The organism is Acinetobacter sp. YH16031, assembly GCF_013417335.1.
Lineage (GTDB): Bacteria > Pseudomonadota > Gammaproteobacteria > Pseudomonadales > Moraxellaceae > Acinetobacter.
In genome coordinates, this window is sequence record NZ_VPED01000020.1 from 40524 (window position 1) to 57993 (window position 17470).

The following is a 17470-nucleotide window of genomic DNA, read 5'->3' on the forward strand; positions in this document are numbered from 1 at the left end:
AACATACTGCGCAAGGGAGAAAAGACAGCATGCTTGAAGCCTTTTACGCCACAGAGCGCGGTAGCCTAGAAGATGCCACCATCAATGGTGATTTCGACCTGCATCCGGAACTGGTTTGGATAGATTTAATTGCGCCTTCACAAGAAGAACAGCAATGGATTCTGGATGCCTATGAGCAAAACCTGCCCACCTTAAAATCTCTGGAAGATATTTCTTCGAGTGCTCGATTCTACCGTGATGATGACGGTATTTTGCACATCAGTACCTATTTCTTAACGAAAAATAAAAATTATCAGGTCGAAAGTGAACATGAGGATGATGCCAGCATCCTCGCGACGGTTCAGACAGTCGCTTTCATTTTGCATAAGGACCGGCTCTTTACCCTGCGTGGTGAAAAGCTGGTAGCTTTCCGGGCCTTTCGTGCCCGTGCGCGTCGCAATGATTATGATATTGACTATAAAGATCCAACCTGGATTTTGCTGGGTTTGCTCGAGGCCAAACTGGATGAGTTGGCCGATATTCTGGAAGATGTGCATAAGGATCTGGAAAAATACTCAACCGAAGTGCTGAATAACCGGCATCGTGAACAGATCCTTGATCTGGATGACATGATTACCCGTCTGGCCCAACTGGAAGATATGCTCGGGAAAGCTCAGCTCTGTCTGATCGATTTACGCCGTGTACTTACCTTCCTGTCACGTCCACGAGCCTTAGGCAGTCATATTTATGATGCAGATATTCGAGAACTCAGTGAAGACGTCCGCTCACTGGTCGAGCATGATGCCTTCCTGTTCCAAAAAGTCCGATTCTTGCTGGATACCACGTCCGGATTCATTAACACTGAACAGAATGATACGATCCGTCGCTTCTCGATTTTACCAAGTATGCTCGCACCACCCATGCTGATTGCCAGTATTTACGGGATGAACACTGATGTCTTGCCTTTCGCTCAAGGTTCGATGAGCTTTGTGATGGTGAACATTATTATTATGGGCTTCCTGATTGGGCCATTGATTTACTTTAGATGGAAGAAGTGGATTTAGAATCCCTCCTAATTTCTCCTAAGGGAGGAATTTCCCTCTCTTTTCAGGTGATGTGCAGCACTGCTGCTCAAGGGTGAGGTCAGAATTAATCCTCTCTCTAAGTCTCTTGTGCTTAGATTTAAGGCAGTGCTTTAAATCTCGCTCAGAGAGAAAAGACTTCCAATATTTACTTAAAGTTCGAGTCTAGACCCATTTCTCCACTTTTCTAAAATACAAGTTCCTTCTCCTTTCAGGAGAGGGTTAGAGAGAGGTTAATTAACTAATCCCTCCTAAGCTTCCTTTGAGAAAGAGAGGAACTTTTTTAAAATATACCGGCAATAAAAAAGCACCTTTCGGTGCTTTTTTATTTACTGAATGATCTGTAAATCATCCTGCAAATGACAGGCCTGAATGATCTTCATCATTTTCTCAGGAACTGCTTTAAACTGTAGCCCTCGTGCTTGCGGGGTCTGGCGCAACCAGCGCACCAGAACGGCCAAAGCCAAAGTACTACCCTGCTCAAGACCAGCCAGATTAACTACCACAGGAAATTTATCCTGTGACTGAATAACACGCAAACCATCTAGGTAATAGTTCTGCGCATTGTCAGCGTCAATCTTGCCTGAAACCTGTAGTTCCTGATTATTGAATTGAATCACAGCTCACCTATCTTATTTTTTCTTGTCAATCGCCGCTTCTGCATCTGGCTTGAAGTTGGCAATGGCTTTATCCAGATTACCACCATTACGTTTTACTGTAGCCGCAAACTGGTTACGGAACTGCAGACCTAGGTCAATACCAGAAACATTGATGTTACGGATTTTCCATTGTGAACCTTTATCAACCAGCTGGAAAGCAACCGGGATTTTCTCGCCTTTGTTATTAAAGTCGATAGTCACCACAGGATTTTTGCTGTTAGTTGCCTTATAAGGACGAACGCTGTAAGTCTGGTTACTGAACTTAGAGAAAGCCGTACCATAATTTTCAATCAGGGTTTCACGGAAGTTCTTTTCAAACTGTGCACGCTGCGCCGCAGTACTATACTGATTGGTCGCATAAGTCCCCATCACAATCCGGGTAAACGATTGTGAATCGATATACGGGTCAAGATTCTGACGAACAATCGTTTTCACAAGCGCAGGATTATTCTGCAATTTAGCATGATCGGTTTTAAGACGATCAATCAAATTGTCTGCAACTCTTTTAATAAAAGCAGGTGGGGCTTCAGACGGTGCAGCAAACACTGTACCAGCAACCATTGTTGAAAGAATGCTTGCAGCAAGCGTTTGTTTTACTAAAGTCTTCACTCAAATCTCCTCAATCTGTTATTCAACAAATGCAGGTTCTGCATCTGTTGTTTCTGAAAATGCAGCTTCTTCTGAGGCACTTTCCTGACTATCTGACGATTTTCCGGCACCACCGGTAATAAATTTCGTCACTAAATCTTCAATTTCCATGGTGCCTTGAGTGTTCGCAATCTGCTCACCACGTTTCAAGTAAGTCAGACCGCCACCTGGAATAATTTTCAGATACTTTTCACCCAATAAACCATTTGTTGCTACCATAATGTAAGCATCTTCATCAATATTGGTGATGGATTTCATGTTATCTAATAGTTGTTTTTCCATTGTTTTTTGTTGCGCAGGATCGGCTGCGGTATAGTCTGAACTATAACGTAACTCTTCCAATGCTTCCTGCTGAACCTGCTTGAGCTGCTCGGCATTAAAAGAAGTCAGAGAGCCATCCAGCGTCATATGGACAGTGGCTAAACGGGTCACCGGATCCAGCGTAATTTTATCAACCTGACCGACTTTCACCCCACTTAAAGCAACTTTAGCGCGTGGCTTGATGCCATTTACATTTTCAAAAGTCGCTGTCATCTGATAGCTATCAGAAATATTGGTGCCTACCAAACCGCTGACACGCATCGCCAAAAAAAACAGGGCGATACCGAAAAGAATGACAAAAACACCAACGGCCAGCTCACTAGTACGTGATTTCATTAAATACCTCCGAACATGACCGCAGTCAACACGAAATCAAAACCTAATACGCACAGCGAAGAATAGACGACCGTACGTGTTGTAGAAGTTGCGATACCTTCTGATGTTGGTTCACAGGCATAACCCTGATAAACCGCGATCCAGGTACAAATTAATGCGAAAACAAAACTCTTGATAATGGTGCCATTCAGGACATCTTTATAGAATCGCACGGTACTTTCCATGCCACTCCAATATGCGCCTTCATCTGCACCCAGAAAATCAACACCCACCATTTTTCCGCCCATAATCCCGACCGCAGCAAAGATCACTGAGAGCATGGGCAAGCTAAAAATACCGGCCCAAAGGCGTGGTGAAATCACCCGTTTTAAGGGATCGACCCCGATCATTTCCATACTGGATAATTGCTCGGTCGCTTTCATCAAACCAATTTCGGCAGTTAAGGCAGAACCGGCACGACCAGCAAATAGTAAGGCAGCAACCACAGGTGCCAATTCACGTAACAAGGTTAAAGCCACTGCAGTACCAAGCATCGCTTCACTACCGAAGGTCGACAGGATGGTATACATCTGCAAACCGAGTACTGAACCAATAAACAGGCCAGATACCGCAATGATTAAGAGTGACAGTACCCCGACCCGATACATCTGATAAACAAACAGCTTTACTCCAATCCAGGTCGGCATGGAAAAGAGAATCTGCAACAGCATCAGTGTTGCAACACCAATTCCCTGAACACGTTCAATAACGCGTCTACCTAAGGCAGCAATGGCATTCATGAACGTACCTCACCACTTAAATAAGCCTGATGACTAAACTGATAATCTACCGGGCCTTCAACCGAACCGGTTAGGAACTGCTGCACAAAAGCTGAAGGATGATTTTTCAATTCATCTGCTGTGCCCTCACCCTGAATTTTGCCTTCTGCGACCACATAGATGTAATCAGCAATCGATAAAGTCTCTGCCACATCATGTGAAACAATAATGGTCGTTAAATCCAATGCTTCACGTAGAGAGCGGATCAGTCGGGTCAAAACACCCATCACAATCGGATCCTGCCCGGCAAAAGGCTCATCGTACATGATCAGCTCCGGGTCCAGTGCAATCGCACGAGCCAATGCGACACGACGATTCATCCCGCCAGACAACTCTGAAGACATCATCTGCTCTGCCCCACGCAGTCCTACTGATTCGAGTTTCAAAGCCACGATTTCAGCAATCAAATGTTCAGGCAATTTGGTATGCGCACGAATCGGAAAGGCAACATTTTCATAGACGCTCATGTCGGTAAACAGAGCACCACTTTGGAACAGCATCCCCATACGTGCACGTGCGGAAAAAAGCTCGGAACGGGACATCTTGGCAATATCTTTACCGTCCAGTAAAACCTGACCCTGTTCAGGCGTCAGTTGCCCGCCGATCAATCTTAATAAAGTGGTTTTACCAGTTCCGGAAGGTCCCATAATGGCGGTAATCTGCCCACGACGAATGTTTAAACTGACATCGTCATAAATTACACGCTCACCCCGCTTGAAACTCAAATTCTTGACTTCAATCAAAGACTGAGGATCCTGCGCTGTTTGATTTTTCATAGCTGAGTTTATTCCTGCATTTTTTCAGCATGCATATGACAAAAGAACGAAGTTCAACATGTTAGCATTTGAAAATGAAGGGTCAAGTTCATGGAAAACATAATGCTCCATGCTTGGCCATATATTTCTAGTAATCAAAAATTTTATTTCGACGCGATTTTAACAGACTATGATCCATTTAAAAAACGATATACATAATAAATCAGATTGCACAAAAGCAAAGTTACCGCAATGTAGGACATGTACCCCTCAATAATATGAAAGACTATAAAAAGACGTTTTCAGGTTACGGATCATCATAAACTCAGAAAAAGTTGATGAAGTAGGCATTTTATGCTGAAAAAACAAAAAATCAATGCATAAAAAAAACCAGCACTCAGGCTGGTTTTTTTTCAGACGTTATTCAATTAGTCATTGAATTTACGACGTGGGCGATCTTCACCGAATGAACGCTCGCCACGTGGCTTGTCATCAAAGTTGCGACGCGCTGGACGGTCACCAAAGTCACGTTTTGGACGGTCATCACCGAATGAACGTGCTGGACGATCACCGAAATCACGTTTAGGACGGTCACCGAAACCACCTTCACGACGTGGAGCAGGACGATCACCAAAATCACGTTTAGGACGGTCACCGAAAGAACCTTCATGACGTGGAGCAGGACGATCACCGAAATCACGTTTTGGACGGTCACCAAATGAACCTTCACGACGTGGTTTGTAATCTACACGGTTACCGCGGTTGTCATCATTACCTTCGAAACGAGGACGGTCACCAAAGTCACGACGTGGACGATCATTGTTAAACTCGCGACGTGGACGGTCTTCATTGAAGTCACGACGTGAACGATCACTGAAACCACCTTCACGACGTGGACGATCGCTGTTGAAGTCACGACGTGGACGATCTTCGCCACCGAACGCAGGACGTTCGCCACGAGGTTTGTCATCGAAGCTACGACGTGGACGGTCATCACCACCTTCACGACGTTTGAAGTTGCTCTCGCCTTCGAAACGACGACCACCACCGAAGCCACGACCGCCATCACGACGACCGCCACGACCACGACCAGCGCCATCACGGCTACCGCGTGCAGGAGGTGGAGATGGCTCAAGACCTTCAATTTCAGATACATTTAGACGAGCTTCAAGGAAGTCTTCTAGTGCACGGATTTTACCGCGTTCACGATAAGTCGCTAAAGTAATTGCTTTACCGGTACGGCCCGCACGACCTGTACGACCGATACGGTGTACATAGTCTTCGTTCTTCATAGGAAGACCAAAGTTGATCACGTGAGAGATTGTCGGTACGTCTAGACCACGTGCTGCAACGTCAGTTGCAACCAGGATTTTTGCACGACCTTCACGGATACTGCGCAGACGACGGTTACGAACGGTTTGTGGCATCGCACCATGCAGAGCAACAACTGATAAACCTGCTTCAGCAAGTTCTTCAGCCAGCATATCTGTATCTTCTTGAGTAGAAGCAAAGACCACTGCCTGATCAACATCTTCTTCGTTTAACCAGTGAGTAAGAAGTTTTTTCTTGTGCTCAAAGCCATCAGTCCAGTGTAAAGTCTGGGTAATGTCAGTATTGGTAGAGTGACCAGTTTCAATTGCAATACGCTCTGGCTCATTCATCATGCGTTCAGCAAGCGTAATGATACGTGGAGCGAAAGTTGCAGAGAACATCAGTGTTTGTTTACGGTTTGCAGCCAAGTCACCGATTGCTTCTAGGTCTTCAGAGAAGCCAAGATCCAGCATACGGTCAGCTTCGTCGACGATCAGCGAGTCAACTTTGTCAAGTTTGATTTGACGACGGTTAACAAGATCAAGTAAACGGCCTGGAGTTGCTACAACAACCTGTGCACCTTTTAACTGCTGGATTTGTTTACCAAAAGGCATACCACCCATAATTGCAGCAATACGAACACCTTTCATGTGACGTACAAATGCGATCGCGTCTTGGCATACTTGTTGTGCCAATTCACGAGTTGGTGAAATCACCAGAATAGTCGGTTGAGTCACCGCTTTCATACGTTCTTTAAATGGTACGAAAGTATCTTGGTTAGCAAGTGCGTTCAAAGTTGGGAGAAGGAACGCAGCGGTTTTACCCGAACCTGTCTGGCTAGATACTAAAAGGTCTTTACCTTCTAGTGCAGCAGGGATAGATTGTTCTTGTACAGGAGTCGGAGTAGTAAAACCTAAGCCTTGAAGGGCTTGTTGTAACGATTCATGCAAAGAAAATTCAGCAAAAGTTTTGCTCATAGAGTATTCCACCCGGAAATTGGGTGCTCCATTAAAAATAAAGTCAAATGGACATCGACAAAAAGCGGTACAGCAATTAAACGCTGAAAAGAGATGATTCAGCGGCGATCCGAGTAACGACGATGTGATATAACGCACGCATGATTACGGCATAACCTGAAGGAATCGCTTTAGCGATTGGGGCGCGAGATATCGTCCTCTCTTTGGACCGCACGCGCATACACAATGATAAGAAGAGAAATGTTCAGGTAACGAACAGAAATTAAGTGCGTGCGCAGATTATAGCAGGATTATTCATAAAGTCATCTGCTTTTCAGATTATTTTGTTTAACTGCTAATTTCTTCATCAATTTCCAAGACTTAAACAAGAAAAGAAATGTAATTAATTCTCCAGCCGGTCAATTTTTTTTATCAAGGCTGTGAATCATCTAAATATTAAGATATTTATCACGTAATTATTTTCAAAAATAAAAAAGGCATCCCGAGAGATACCTTTTTAATATTCGATTTACGGCGTTAAACCCGATTATTTCGCTGCCTCACCCCAAGCAGGAACAACTGCTTGCATAAGAGGTTTCAGCATTTTCATTGAACAAGCCAAAACTTGACCATTTTCCATAGAATCGCTACCACCACGTGCATCAACCACAGTACCGCCCGCTTCTTTCACGATTAACTCGCCTGCTGCAATATCCCAAGGTTTCAAGCCTAGCTCGAAGTAACCATCAAGACGACCAGCAGCTACATAAGCCAGATCCAAGGCAGCTGAACCACCGCGACGGAATTGTGCACCTGCTTCAGTCACATTGAGCAATGCATCAAAATGATTCTTGGCATAAGAGACTACTTCACCGTTACGTTTAGTACGGTAAGCATGACCTACTGCCAAGAAAGTATTGTTCAAACTGTCTTTAACATTTACACGGATACGGCGCTGGTTCAGCATCGCACCACGACCACGGCTCGCAGAGAATAGCTCATCTTTCACAGGGTCATAAATAACACCGTGCTGAGTTACACCTTTGTGCTGAACTGCGATAGAGATACAGAAATGCGGAAAACCGTTGATAAAGTTTAGTGTGCCATCAAGTGGATCGATCACCCAACACCAATCAGCGTCGTGACCTTTACCTTCTTGCAGACCAAATTCTTCACCAAGGAAACTGTGATTTTTATAGCTTTTACGTAGAGTATCGATGGTCAACTGTTCCAGATAACGATCTACACGCGTTACCGGACCATCAATGCCTTTTTCTTCGACTTGCAGATCGAGTTTATGACGATTTTGATGCGCTTTTAAAAGCTCTTGACCAACTAATTGAGCCGCACGCGCAGCCATCACCACCATAGGTTCCATTGAACACCCACTACAAATTTGAAGATACTGATAAAGAATAATGCATAAAAGCCCGCATATTTTAGCAAATATCCGGGCTTTTTGGGAAAAAATGTGTCGAAACTTTTTAAGCGTTTATAACAGAACGCTTTGACCTAGCTTTGACCAGGCCTCATTGATTGATTTTTCAATGCCTTGGCTATCAAGTCCTGCCTGCTGCAACATCTGGCTATGTGTTGCTTGTGCCATAAAGTTATCCGCTAAACCTAGATTCAGGATTGGTTTAACGATTTGAGCTTCAGCCAGATACTCATTCACTGCACTTCCTGCGCCGCCCATAACTGCATGTTCTTCAACAGTGACAAACAGGCTGGTAGAATGGGCCAGCTGGTTTAACATTTTGGTATCCAGTGGTTTGATGAAACGCATATTTACCACGCGTACACCCACCTCATGTTTGCTGGCAAATACTTGAGCGGCTTCAACTGCGGCTTGAACCCGACTACCGAACGCTAGAATTGAAACATATTCATCATATTGTTCGTTCAGACTGAGCAACAATTCTGCCTGACCGATCTGCATCTCGGTCATGGTTTTCTGGATTTCCACACCCAGTCCATTCCCGCGCGGATAACGCACTGCTGCCGGACCATGATACAGATAAGCCGTATGCAACATCTGACGGCATTCATTCTCATCTTTTGGTGCCATGATCACCAGATTCGGAATGGTACGCATATAGGCATAATCATAGGCGCCGGCATGCGTTGGACCATCTTCACCAACCAGACCGGCACGATCGATCCCAAACGTCACATCCAGATTTTGCAGCGCTACATCATGCACCAACTGGTCATATCCCCGTTGCAGGAAAGTTGAATAAATTGCGACGACCGGTTTTAAACCTTCACAAGCCATACCAGCGGCAAGCGTCACTGCATGTTGTTCTGCAATGGCCACATCAAAGAAACGTTCAGGGTATTCTTTGGCAAACTGCACCATACCTGAACCTTCACACATCGCCGGAGTAATCGCCAATAGGCGTTTATCCTGTGCTGCTTCATCACATAACCATTGTCCAAATACATCGGAATATTTCGGTGCTGGATTAGCTACTGCAACTGCATTGAGTTTACTAATCGCATGGTATTTAATCTGGTCACATTCTGCTGGTGCAAAGCCCTTACCTTTTTTGGTATAGATATGAATTAGACGCGGACCTTTACGTTTTTTCAAGGCTTTAAAGACGTGTACCAGTTGTTTGACATCATGGCCATCATAAGGACCAAAATAATCAAAACCAATGGCTTTAAACAGGTTATCTGCGGCATCAGTTGCAGCTTGATGTAAACGTGAGTTATATAGCCATTCCGGATGTGGCTGTACATAAGCCTCACCATCTTCAGTCACATTGACGAATTCGCCACGCTCCCAAATTGCAGCGAGATGCTTGGCAAAACCACCAGTACTACATGAAATCGACATATCATTGTCATTCAGAACCACCATCAAGTCAGCCTGATGTGCCACAGCATCATTCATAGCTTCAAAGGCCATACCTGCTGTCATGGCGCCATCACCAATGATTGATACGACTTCACACGGATTGTTCTGATAACGGCGTGCCAAAGCCATGCCGAGACCAGCAGAAATTGCGGTAGATGAATGCCCTACCCCAAAAGTATCAAATTCGGATTCTTCACGCGCTGGAAATGCAGCCAGGCCATCTTTGGCACGGATTGTAGTGAGCTGTTCACGACGTCCGGTCAACGCCTTATGCGGATAAGCCTGATGACCCACATCCCAGATCAGGCGATCATGTGGCGTATTAAAGCAGTAATGTAAAGCGACAGTAAGCTCAATCACACCCAGATTGGCCCCAAAGTGTCCACCACTCTGACCCGCAGCATACAAAATGAATTGACGTAACTCATCCGCCACTTGTGTGAGCTGGCTTTGCTCGAGTGCACGCAGTTGCTCAGGATGATCGATCGCATCAAGCAACGGTGTTACAGGGCGTTGAGTTGGTATTTCTGTATACAGCATATATGGCAAAGCCTTCTAAAGCCTGGCAAAATCTTAAGCTAGGTCAATGGGGAATAACCGATCATATAGTTGAATTGTAGCAGCTTCAATTCAGCTACGCTTCTAGCGATGCAATATTAAACAGCGATCTCGTCGGGGTGAAAAATTTGCAGGCTACGATTATCCTGAATAATCTTACTATTTATCAACTATTATCGTTCGCTTTCTACAAAAAAGAAAATGTTCTTCATAAATTCAGCTGAGCAATTCTACTAATGTTTAAGCATTACGCTATACTTTAGCTACTTTATTAGGATTTTACGGGTTCAGCTGTGCCTATCGAATTTGTCGCAACTTCAAGATTACCGACCGCTCATGGTGAATTTAAAATTACTGTTTTTCAAGACCCTAAGACTGGCGAAGAACATGTCGCGCTTTCCAAAGGCCTCGAAGAACCAAGTGATGAACCTGTGCTGGTCCGTGTACATTCTGAATGTTTAACCGGTGATGCCTTTGCTTCATTAAAATGCGACTGTGGCCCTCAACTCCAGGCAACACAAAAACTGATTAATGAAGTGGGTCGCGGTGTCATTCTTTATTTACGTCAGGAAGGACGCGGAATTGGCCTGACCAATAAAATCCGTGCATATGCCTTGCAAGACCAGGGCCATGATACGGTCGATGCCAATCTGATGCTGAATTTACCTGCAGATGCACGTCAATATGATATGTGCAGCATCATGCTAGATCACTTAGGTGTAAAAGCCGTCCGCCTGATTACCAACAACCCTTTAAAAATTGATGCACTGAAAGAGCAAGGCATTAATGTAGTGGACCGTGTACCACTCACTGTGGGTCTGAATCCATTCAATGAGCAATACCTCAAAACCAAGCATGAGCGTATGGCGCATATGTATCAGAAGGAAGATTTTTAAAAGAATCTCCCCCTGCCCCCTCTTTTTCAAAGAGGGGAAATTTCCTTTTATATAAGTATAGGGAAGCCTCCCTTTTTTAAAGGGAGGTTTGGAGGGATTTATAAGATCCTAAGAGGGATTCTTAAATCGTCATCGAGAAAATCCGGTTCTCTGGCATACGACGCTTTAAACGTAAATCAAAAGCCATGCAAATATTGCGTACAAATGGTTTCCCTTTCTCCAAAATCGTGACTGAAGAGTCTTCAATTTTGATCAGCTGATCCTGCTGCATTTCCTCAAGCTGCTTTAGAACTTCATCAATTTCAGCAAACTGCATGTCAGGTTTTGCCCAAGAAGTAGTAAAGCTACACATCAGGTTCAGGATATGTTTACGAATAATCAGATCTTCCTGAGTCAGGATATGGCCTTTTACCACTGGAATCTGATTCTGCTCTAGCAGTTCATAATATTCTTCAATGATTTTCACATTCTGCGCAAAGCTATACCAGCTATCACTAATCGAAGAAATTCCGAGTCCGATCATCACCTGAGTTTTAGACGCGGTATAACCCATAAAATTGCGGTGCAAAGTTCCGGATTGAAAGGATTGGTACATGCTGTCTTTTTCTAGCGCGAAATGATCCATACCAATTTCATGATAACCATGCGCTAGGAGCTTTTTCTTACCCTCTTCATAACATTGGCGCTTGATCTCATCTTTTGGCACATCCGCATCTTTAAAACCGCGCTGGCCATTCCCTTTAATCCAAGGCACATGTGCATAGCTATATAAGGCCAGACGGTCTGGTAACAATGAATTGGTCTGATCAATAGTATTTAAAACATCATCCAGACTTTGAAATGGCAGACCAAAAACCAGATCATGCGAAATCGATTCATAACCAATTTCACGTGCCCATTCAGTCACCTGTTTAACATTGTCATAAGGTTGAATGCGGTGAATGGCTTTTTGTACGGTTTCATTATAATCCTGCACGCCATAACTGACCCGACGAAAGCCCAAGTCATATAAGCCTTGCAAATGCTCACGCGTGGTATTGTTTGGATGACCTTCGAAGCTGAATTCATGTTCTGCTGCAATCTCGGCTTTGGACAAAATACCTTGAATGAGTTGGGTTAAATGTCCAATGGAAAAGAACGTCGGTGTCCCACCACCGAGGTGAATTTCTTTGATGATGGGTTTTTCTTCTAATAACTCATAATACAGCTCCCATTCTTTCAGCACAGCTTGTATATAAGGCTGCTCGACTTCATGACGTTTGGTCACCCGTTTATGACAGCCACAGAAGGTACATAAACTTTCACAAAATGGCAGATGGATATACAGGCTGATTCCTTCAGTCGCATTCGACTCCTGAAAAGAACGTTTTAGTGTCTGCTTCCAAAGCTCTAGTGAAAATCCTGACTCTTCCCAATAAGGTACGGTTGGATAACTGGTGTAGCGAGGACCGGGGACATTATATTTTTGAATGAGAGAATTTGCCTGCACAGTCATGAATGCCTACCACCTTATCAGTCAGGTTAATGCGCTGCATAAGCGCTTTTGAGGTTATTGTGCGGAGCTCAAAAAAAGAATTCAACCTAGTAGTCTGGTCGGATTTAATGCTCTACACATCCTTCTAAAACATTAGGTTGAATGTTGTTACAGATGGTGAGCATCCAGAAAAACACCTTAATTTTTAGGCCATTTTATGCTTTGATGTAAGCAGTCTTTTTATTTCCCTATGAGGGTTCTGATGCAGCATCCTACCTCTGCAGATATTCAACGCGTTCGCGATTTTCTCCTCGACCTGCAAGCCCGGATTTGTGCCGCGCTGGAACAGCAGGAACGTGCCGGTGGCGGTACAGCCGAATTTGTGATTGATGACTGGGAACGTCCTGAAGGTGGCGGCGGCCGTTCACGCGTGCTGCAAAATGGTACGGTGATTGAAAAAGGCGGTGTGATGTTCTCTCACATCAATATTTCCAAACTGCCCGCTTCTGCCACTGAACGCCATCCGAATATAGCCGGAGCTAAAGCTCAAGCCATGGGTGTATCTTTAGTCATCCATCCTAAAAATCCGAATGTCCCGACCTCACATGCCAATGTACGTTTATTTGTGGCGGAAAAAGAAGGTCAGGATCCGATCTGGTGGTTTGGTGGCGGTTTTGACCTCACTCCTTTCTATCCAAATGATGAAGATGTGCTGTCATGGCACCAGACCGCGCATGATCTCTGTGCGCCTTTTGGCGAAGAGGTTTATCCAGAACATAAAAAATGGTGTGATGATTATTTCTATCTAAAACACCGTGATGAGCAGCGCGGTGTCGGTGGCCTATTCTTTGATGACCTGAATCAATGGGATTTTGAAACCTGTTTTCAGTATATACAGGCTGTAGGCAATGGTTATCTCGAAGCAATTCTGCCAATTTTCCAGCGCAATCAGGATAAGCCATATACTGAAGCACAACGTGATTTCCAGCTGTATCGTCGTGGCCGTTATGTGGAATACAATCTGGTATATGACCGTGGCACACTATTTGGCCTGCAGACTGGTGGCCGGATTGAATCAATTCTAGTCAGCCTGCCACCTCTTACCGGCTGGTTATACCGCCCGGAATGGGCTGAAGGATCGCCAGAAAAACGTTTGACCGATTACTACCTTAAACCACATGACTGGTTAACAGAATTAAAAACAAAATAAAGCAATCAAAATATTTAAATACAAATTGCCCTCAGATGGAGGGCTTTTTTAATGGATAAATCCTCTATACTGCAACTCAGAAAGATATTTCAGGATCTACTCCTTGATCTTGACTCTGATAAAGATAAATTCTGCTAGGTAAAAATAACAATGTTTAAGCTTCACCTTAATCCTGCTACGTTGGCCTTTTGGCTATTTCTGGCGCTTGGTATTAGTGCGATTAGTACCGCTGTCATCAGTCATAACCTGATTTTAGATGTAGTTGCCATTTTTGTGAGTGTCCTCACAATTGCAGGAACCTTATTTAGTATGGCCTTGCTTTTTGTTGAACATATTATTGAGATCTGTAGTTCCTAAACCTTTAATCTTTAGCCTGCTTTTCACTGCTGATAGGCTTTAGCCCTCCTGCATTTTCACGTATATTAATGGCCATTTCCGTACATGGACATGGTGAAATGAGCAAGCAATTTGCCGTTATTGGCAACCCCATCGAACAATCACGCTCTCCTGAACTGCATCAGGCTTTCGCTGCCAAAACCGGGATCGATCTGACCTATACCAAACGCCTTGCCCCACTGGATGGTTTCACAGCCAATATTCAGGAATTTTTTGCTCAGGGCGGTCTTGGCATGAATGTGACTGTGCCTTTCAAAGAACAGGCCTTTGCCCAGTGCCAGATCCTTACCGAACGCGCCAAAATCGCCAAAGCCGTTAATACTCTATGGATGAAAGATGGCATTCTGCATGGCGATAATACTGACGGACAAGGCTTAGTCGAGGCTATTCGTGCTCTTGATTGGACTCTGGAAAATACCGATATCCTGATTATTGGTGCTGGTGGCGCGACCCGCGGCGTTATCTATCCATTGGTACAAGCTGGTGTGAAGAAGATTGTCATTGCTAACCGTACTTTGTCACGTGCAGAACAACTGGTTGCCGATCTAAAAGACGCTGTGCCTCAGGCGGAGTTACAAGCTATTGCCTTAACTGATTTAGCCGGTGAGTTTGATATTGTGATTAATGCGACTTCTGCCAGTCTTAGCGGTGATACGCTGGTACTACCTGAAGCTCTACAGTTTAAACATGCCTATGAAATGGCCTATGGCAAACCGTCCACTTTTCTGGATCAAGCTCAAGCCCGTGGCGTCCCTACTTCTGAAGGTTTCGGCATGCTAGTCGGTCAGGCCATTGAATCTTTTTATATCTGGAACGGAGTAAAACCTGAGTTGAAAGATTTTCTTTAATTCTGAATCTTTTTGAGGTGAACGGGTTAGTCATTAATCCGTTCACTCTTTTCCTTTCATTAAAAACAATAAAATTAAATTGGATTTAATGACATGATTTATCCAATGATTGAACTTCCATATTTGTGTACAATTCATACAAAAATACCCCTAGACAATCTCCCTAAATATTGATTAAAGTCCAGACAGATATGCATTTTTCAATATAAGTGCCTTATTTGAAGATGGAGAGTTCCGTTATTTAATCTTTAAACTTGTCTGATCTTCTCGATTCGCTTTTCTGACATTTTTATTTGTTGTCTTTATCAATGTTTTTTTATCCCCAATGTGAATAATCATAGAATCGATACAGATAATCCAAAACTATTTTAATCAGGATTAAACGCATGCCAGCATATAAAGCTCCTTTACGTGATATTCGCTTCTTAATGAATGAAGTGCTTGATTACCCTGCACATTACCAAAAACTGTCAAATGGCGAATATGCCGATGCAGATACGGTAGACATGATTCTAGAAGGTGCGGCAGATTTCTGTGAAAATGTACTTTCTCCACTGAACCAGACCGGCGATGCAGAAGGCTGTCATTTTGAAAATGGCGAAGTACGCACACCTAAAGGCTTCAAGGAAGCTTATGATCAGTTCGTGCAAGGTGGCTGGCAAGGTCTGTCTTATCCTGAAGAATTTGGCGGTCAAAACCTGCCGATGTCTTTAAACCTGATCAAATCCGAAATGATGGGTACAGCAAACTGGTCTTTCCAGATGTATCCAGGTTTGAGCGTGGGCTGTATCAATACCATCATCCAGTATGGTACTGATGAACAGAAAAATACCTATTTACCGCATCTGGTTGCAGGTACCTGGTCAGGAACCATGTGCCTGACTGAGCCACAATGCGGTACCGACCTAGGTCAGGTAAAAACTAAAGCAGAACCGCGAGCTGATGGTACTTATGCGATTTCTGGTACCAAAATCTTCATTTCTGCGGGTGAACATGATTTAACTGAAAATATCGTGCACATCGTTTTGGCACGTCTTCCAGATGCGCCACAAGGCACCAAAGGCATTTCCCTGTTTATCGTACCGAAATTCATTGCTACTGAAGATGGCGGTATCGGTGAACGCAATGCCGTGAACTGTGGTTCAATTGAACACAAGATGGGGATCCGTGCCTCTGCAACCGCTGTACTGAACTTTGACAATGCAGTAGGTTATTTGATTGGTGAGCCAAATAAAGGCTTGCATGCCATGTTTACCTTCATGAATACCGCGCGTATTGGTACCGCAATCCAAGGTATCTGTCATGCAGAACTGTCTTTCCAGGGTGCATTGCCATATGCCAAAGAACGCATGTCGATGCGTGCCCTGTCTGGTAAAAAAGATCCAGAAAAAGTAGCGGATGCGATCATCCACCATGCCGATGTACGCCGTATGCTGTTGACCCAGAAAGCGATTGCTGAAGGTGGTCGTGCCATGATCTATCATGCTGCACAAATCGCGGATAACATGAATGATGCCCTGCTGCGTGGTGATACTGCTGAATTTGAACAGCAGGATGATCACTTAGGTTTCTATACCCCTATTTTAAAAGGCTTCCTGACTGAAATGGGTTATGAAGCAGCAAACCACGGTATGCAAGTATTTGGTGGTCATGGTTACATCAAAGAATGGGGCATGGAGCAAATCGTTCGTGACTCACGTATCTCTACCCTGTACGAAGGAACGACTGGCGTTCAGGCGCTTGACCTGATCGGTCGTAAAGTTCTGCTCACCTCTAAAGGTAAAGTGATTCGTGATTACACCGCTGAAATTCTGAAATTCTGTGGTCAGCATGCACGCAATAAATACATGCGCCGTTTTGCCTGGGATCTGACCAAGCTATGTGCACAGTGGAACGCGTTAACTGTACGCATCATGCTGGCAGCACGTAAAGACCGTGACATCGTATCCTCTGCTTCTGTGGACTTCCTGATGTTCTCGGGCTATGTGATGATGGCTTACTTCTGGGCACAACAAGCTGCGGTGGCTTCAGCGAAACTGGTTGCCGGTGATGGTGCAGAAGTTCCAGAGTTCTACAAAGCGAAGATCAAAACTGCTGATTTCTACTTTGAGCGTTTATTGCCACGTGCCCAAGGCCATGCTGAAGCGATGGTGAACCCATCAAAAACCATGACTTCACTGGTATCAGAACACTTTAGCTTTGATTACTAAGTCAAAAATTTAGGTTTTAGCTTCTTGGATTCTCAAATGAAGTGCAACAGAGATTAAATTATTGGAAGGAAGCAAGATGAGCTAGCATTTTGCTTCCGACCGACCAAAGTCAAAGTTGCATCATGAACTATACTCATCTTACTCAAGAAG

Annotated in this window: 15 protein-coding genes; 6 read left to right on the forward strand and 9 right to left on the reverse strand. The window is 44.2% G+C overall.

Translation table 11 applies throughout. The features are described 5' to 3' along the window. The first annotated feature begins 29 nt into the window (after window positions 1-29). Window positions 30-1043 (forward strand): CorA family divalent cation transporter, encoded by a 1014-nt coding sequence (locus tag FTV31_RS10135; protein WP_159122636.1) that lies wholly within the window; start codon window positions 30-32, stop codon window positions 1041-1043. Between the two features lie 347 nt (window positions 1044-1390). On the opposite strand, the gene FTV31_RS10140 is transcribed toward FTV31_RS10135, so the two are convergent. From FTV31_RS10140 to dxs, 8 genes are all read right to left on the reverse strand, one after another. Beyond that, a complete protein-coding gene (locus tag FTV31_RS10140; RefSeq protein ID WP_166135914.1) occupies window positions 1391-1681 on the reverse strand; it encodes a lipid asymmetry maintenance protein MlaB in 291 nt (96 codons plus the stop codon). Between the two features lie 12 nt (window positions 1682-1693). Further along, window positions 1694-2329: a phospholipid-binding protein MlaC gene (locus FTV31_RS10145; protein ID WP_004786965.1), complete on the reverse strand. Its 636-nt coding sequence runs from the start codon at window positions 2327-2329 to the stop codon at window positions 1694-1696. An 18-nt stretch (window positions 2330-2347) separates the two neighbouring features. After that, complete coding sequence (locus FTV31_RS10150) at window positions 2348-3025, reverse strand: outer membrane lipid asymmetry maintenance protein MlaD (RefSeq protein WP_004786968.1); 678 nt, start codon at window positions 3023-3025, stop codon at window positions 2348-2350. Then, window positions 3025-3804 (reverse strand): lipid asymmetry maintenance ABC transporter permease subunit MlaE, encoded by a 780-nt coding sequence (gene mlaE / locus FTV31_RS10155; RefSeq protein WP_180014637.1) that lies wholly within the window; start codon window positions 3802-3804, stop codon window positions 3025-3027. The genes FTV31_RS10150 and mlaE overlap by 1 nt, the downstream gene beginning before the upstream one ends. Continuing rightward, window positions 3801-4619, reverse strand: a complete 819-nt coding sequence (locus FTV31_RS10160; protein WP_180014639.1) for an ABC transporter ATP-binding protein — start codon at window positions 4617-4619, stop codon at window positions 3801-3803. Before FTV31_RS10160 ends, mlaE begins: the two co-directional genes overlap by 4 nt. Window positions 4620-5026: 407 nt before the next feature. Further along, window positions 5027-6886, reverse strand: a complete 1860-nt coding sequence (locus FTV31_RS10165; RefSeq protein ID WP_180014641.1) for a DEAD/DEAH box helicase — start codon at window positions 6884-6886, stop codon at window positions 5027-5029. A 526-nt stretch (window positions 6887-7412) separates the two neighbouring features. Beyond that, a complete protein-coding gene (locus FTV31_RS10170; RefSeq protein WP_004786976.1) occupies window positions 7413-8243 on the reverse strand; it encodes an inositol monophosphatase family protein in 831 nt (276 codons plus the stop codon). A 114-nt stretch (window positions 8244-8357) separates the two neighbouring features. Further along, window positions 8358-10268, reverse strand: a complete 1911-nt coding sequence (gene dxs, locus FTV31_RS10175; protein WP_180014643.1) for a 1-deoxy-D-xylulose-5-phosphate synthase — start codon at window positions 10266-10268, stop codon at window positions 8358-8360. Between the two features lie 311 nt (window positions 10269-10579). Here dxs and ribA point away from each other — a divergent pair, with 311 nt between their 5' ends. Next, window positions 10580-11182: a GTP cyclohydrolase II gene (gene ribA, locus FTV31_RS10180; protein WP_004786979.1), complete on the forward strand. Its 603-nt coding sequence runs from the start codon at window positions 10580-10582 to the stop codon at window positions 11180-11182. A gap of 121 nt (window positions 11183-11303) precedes the next feature. On the opposite strand, the gene hemN is transcribed toward ribA, so the two are convergent. Then, window positions 11304-12677: an oxygen-independent coproporphyrinogen III oxidase gene (gene hemN, locus FTV31_RS10185; protein WP_180014645.1), complete on the reverse strand. Its 1374-nt coding sequence runs from the start codon at window positions 12675-12677 to the stop codon at window positions 11304-11306. A 241-nt stretch (window positions 12678-12918) separates the two neighbouring features. On the opposite strand from hemN, the gene hemF reads away from it, so the two are divergent. From hemF to FTV31_RS10205, 4 genes are all read left to right on the forward strand, one after another. After that, window positions 12919-13866, forward strand: a complete 948-nt coding sequence (gene hemF / locus FTV31_RS10190) for an oxygen-dependent coproporphyrinogen oxidase (RefSeq protein WP_180014647.1) — start codon at window positions 12919-12921, stop codon at window positions 13864-13866. 150 nt (window positions 13867-14016) lie between these two features. After that, the gene (locus FTV31_RS10195; protein WP_005233693.1) at window positions 14017-14223 is read left to right on the forward strand and encodes a hypothetical protein; all 207 of its coding nucleotides are present in this window, start codon (window positions 14017-14019) and stop codon (window positions 14221-14223) included. 98 nt (window positions 14224-14321) lie between these two features. Then, window positions 14322-15110, forward strand: a complete 789-nt coding sequence (gene aroE, locus FTV31_RS10200; protein ID WP_180014649.1) for a shikimate dehydrogenase — start codon at window positions 14322-14324, stop codon at window positions 15108-15110. Window positions 15111-15496: 386 nt separating this feature from the next. After that, window positions 15497-17320: an acyl-CoA dehydrogenase C-terminal domain-containing protein gene (locus FTV31_RS10205; RefSeq protein ID WP_180014651.1), complete on the forward strand. Its 1824-nt coding sequence runs from the start codon at window positions 15497-15499 to the stop codon at window positions 17318-17320. The last annotated feature ends 150 nt before the right edge of the window (window positions 17321-17470 follow it).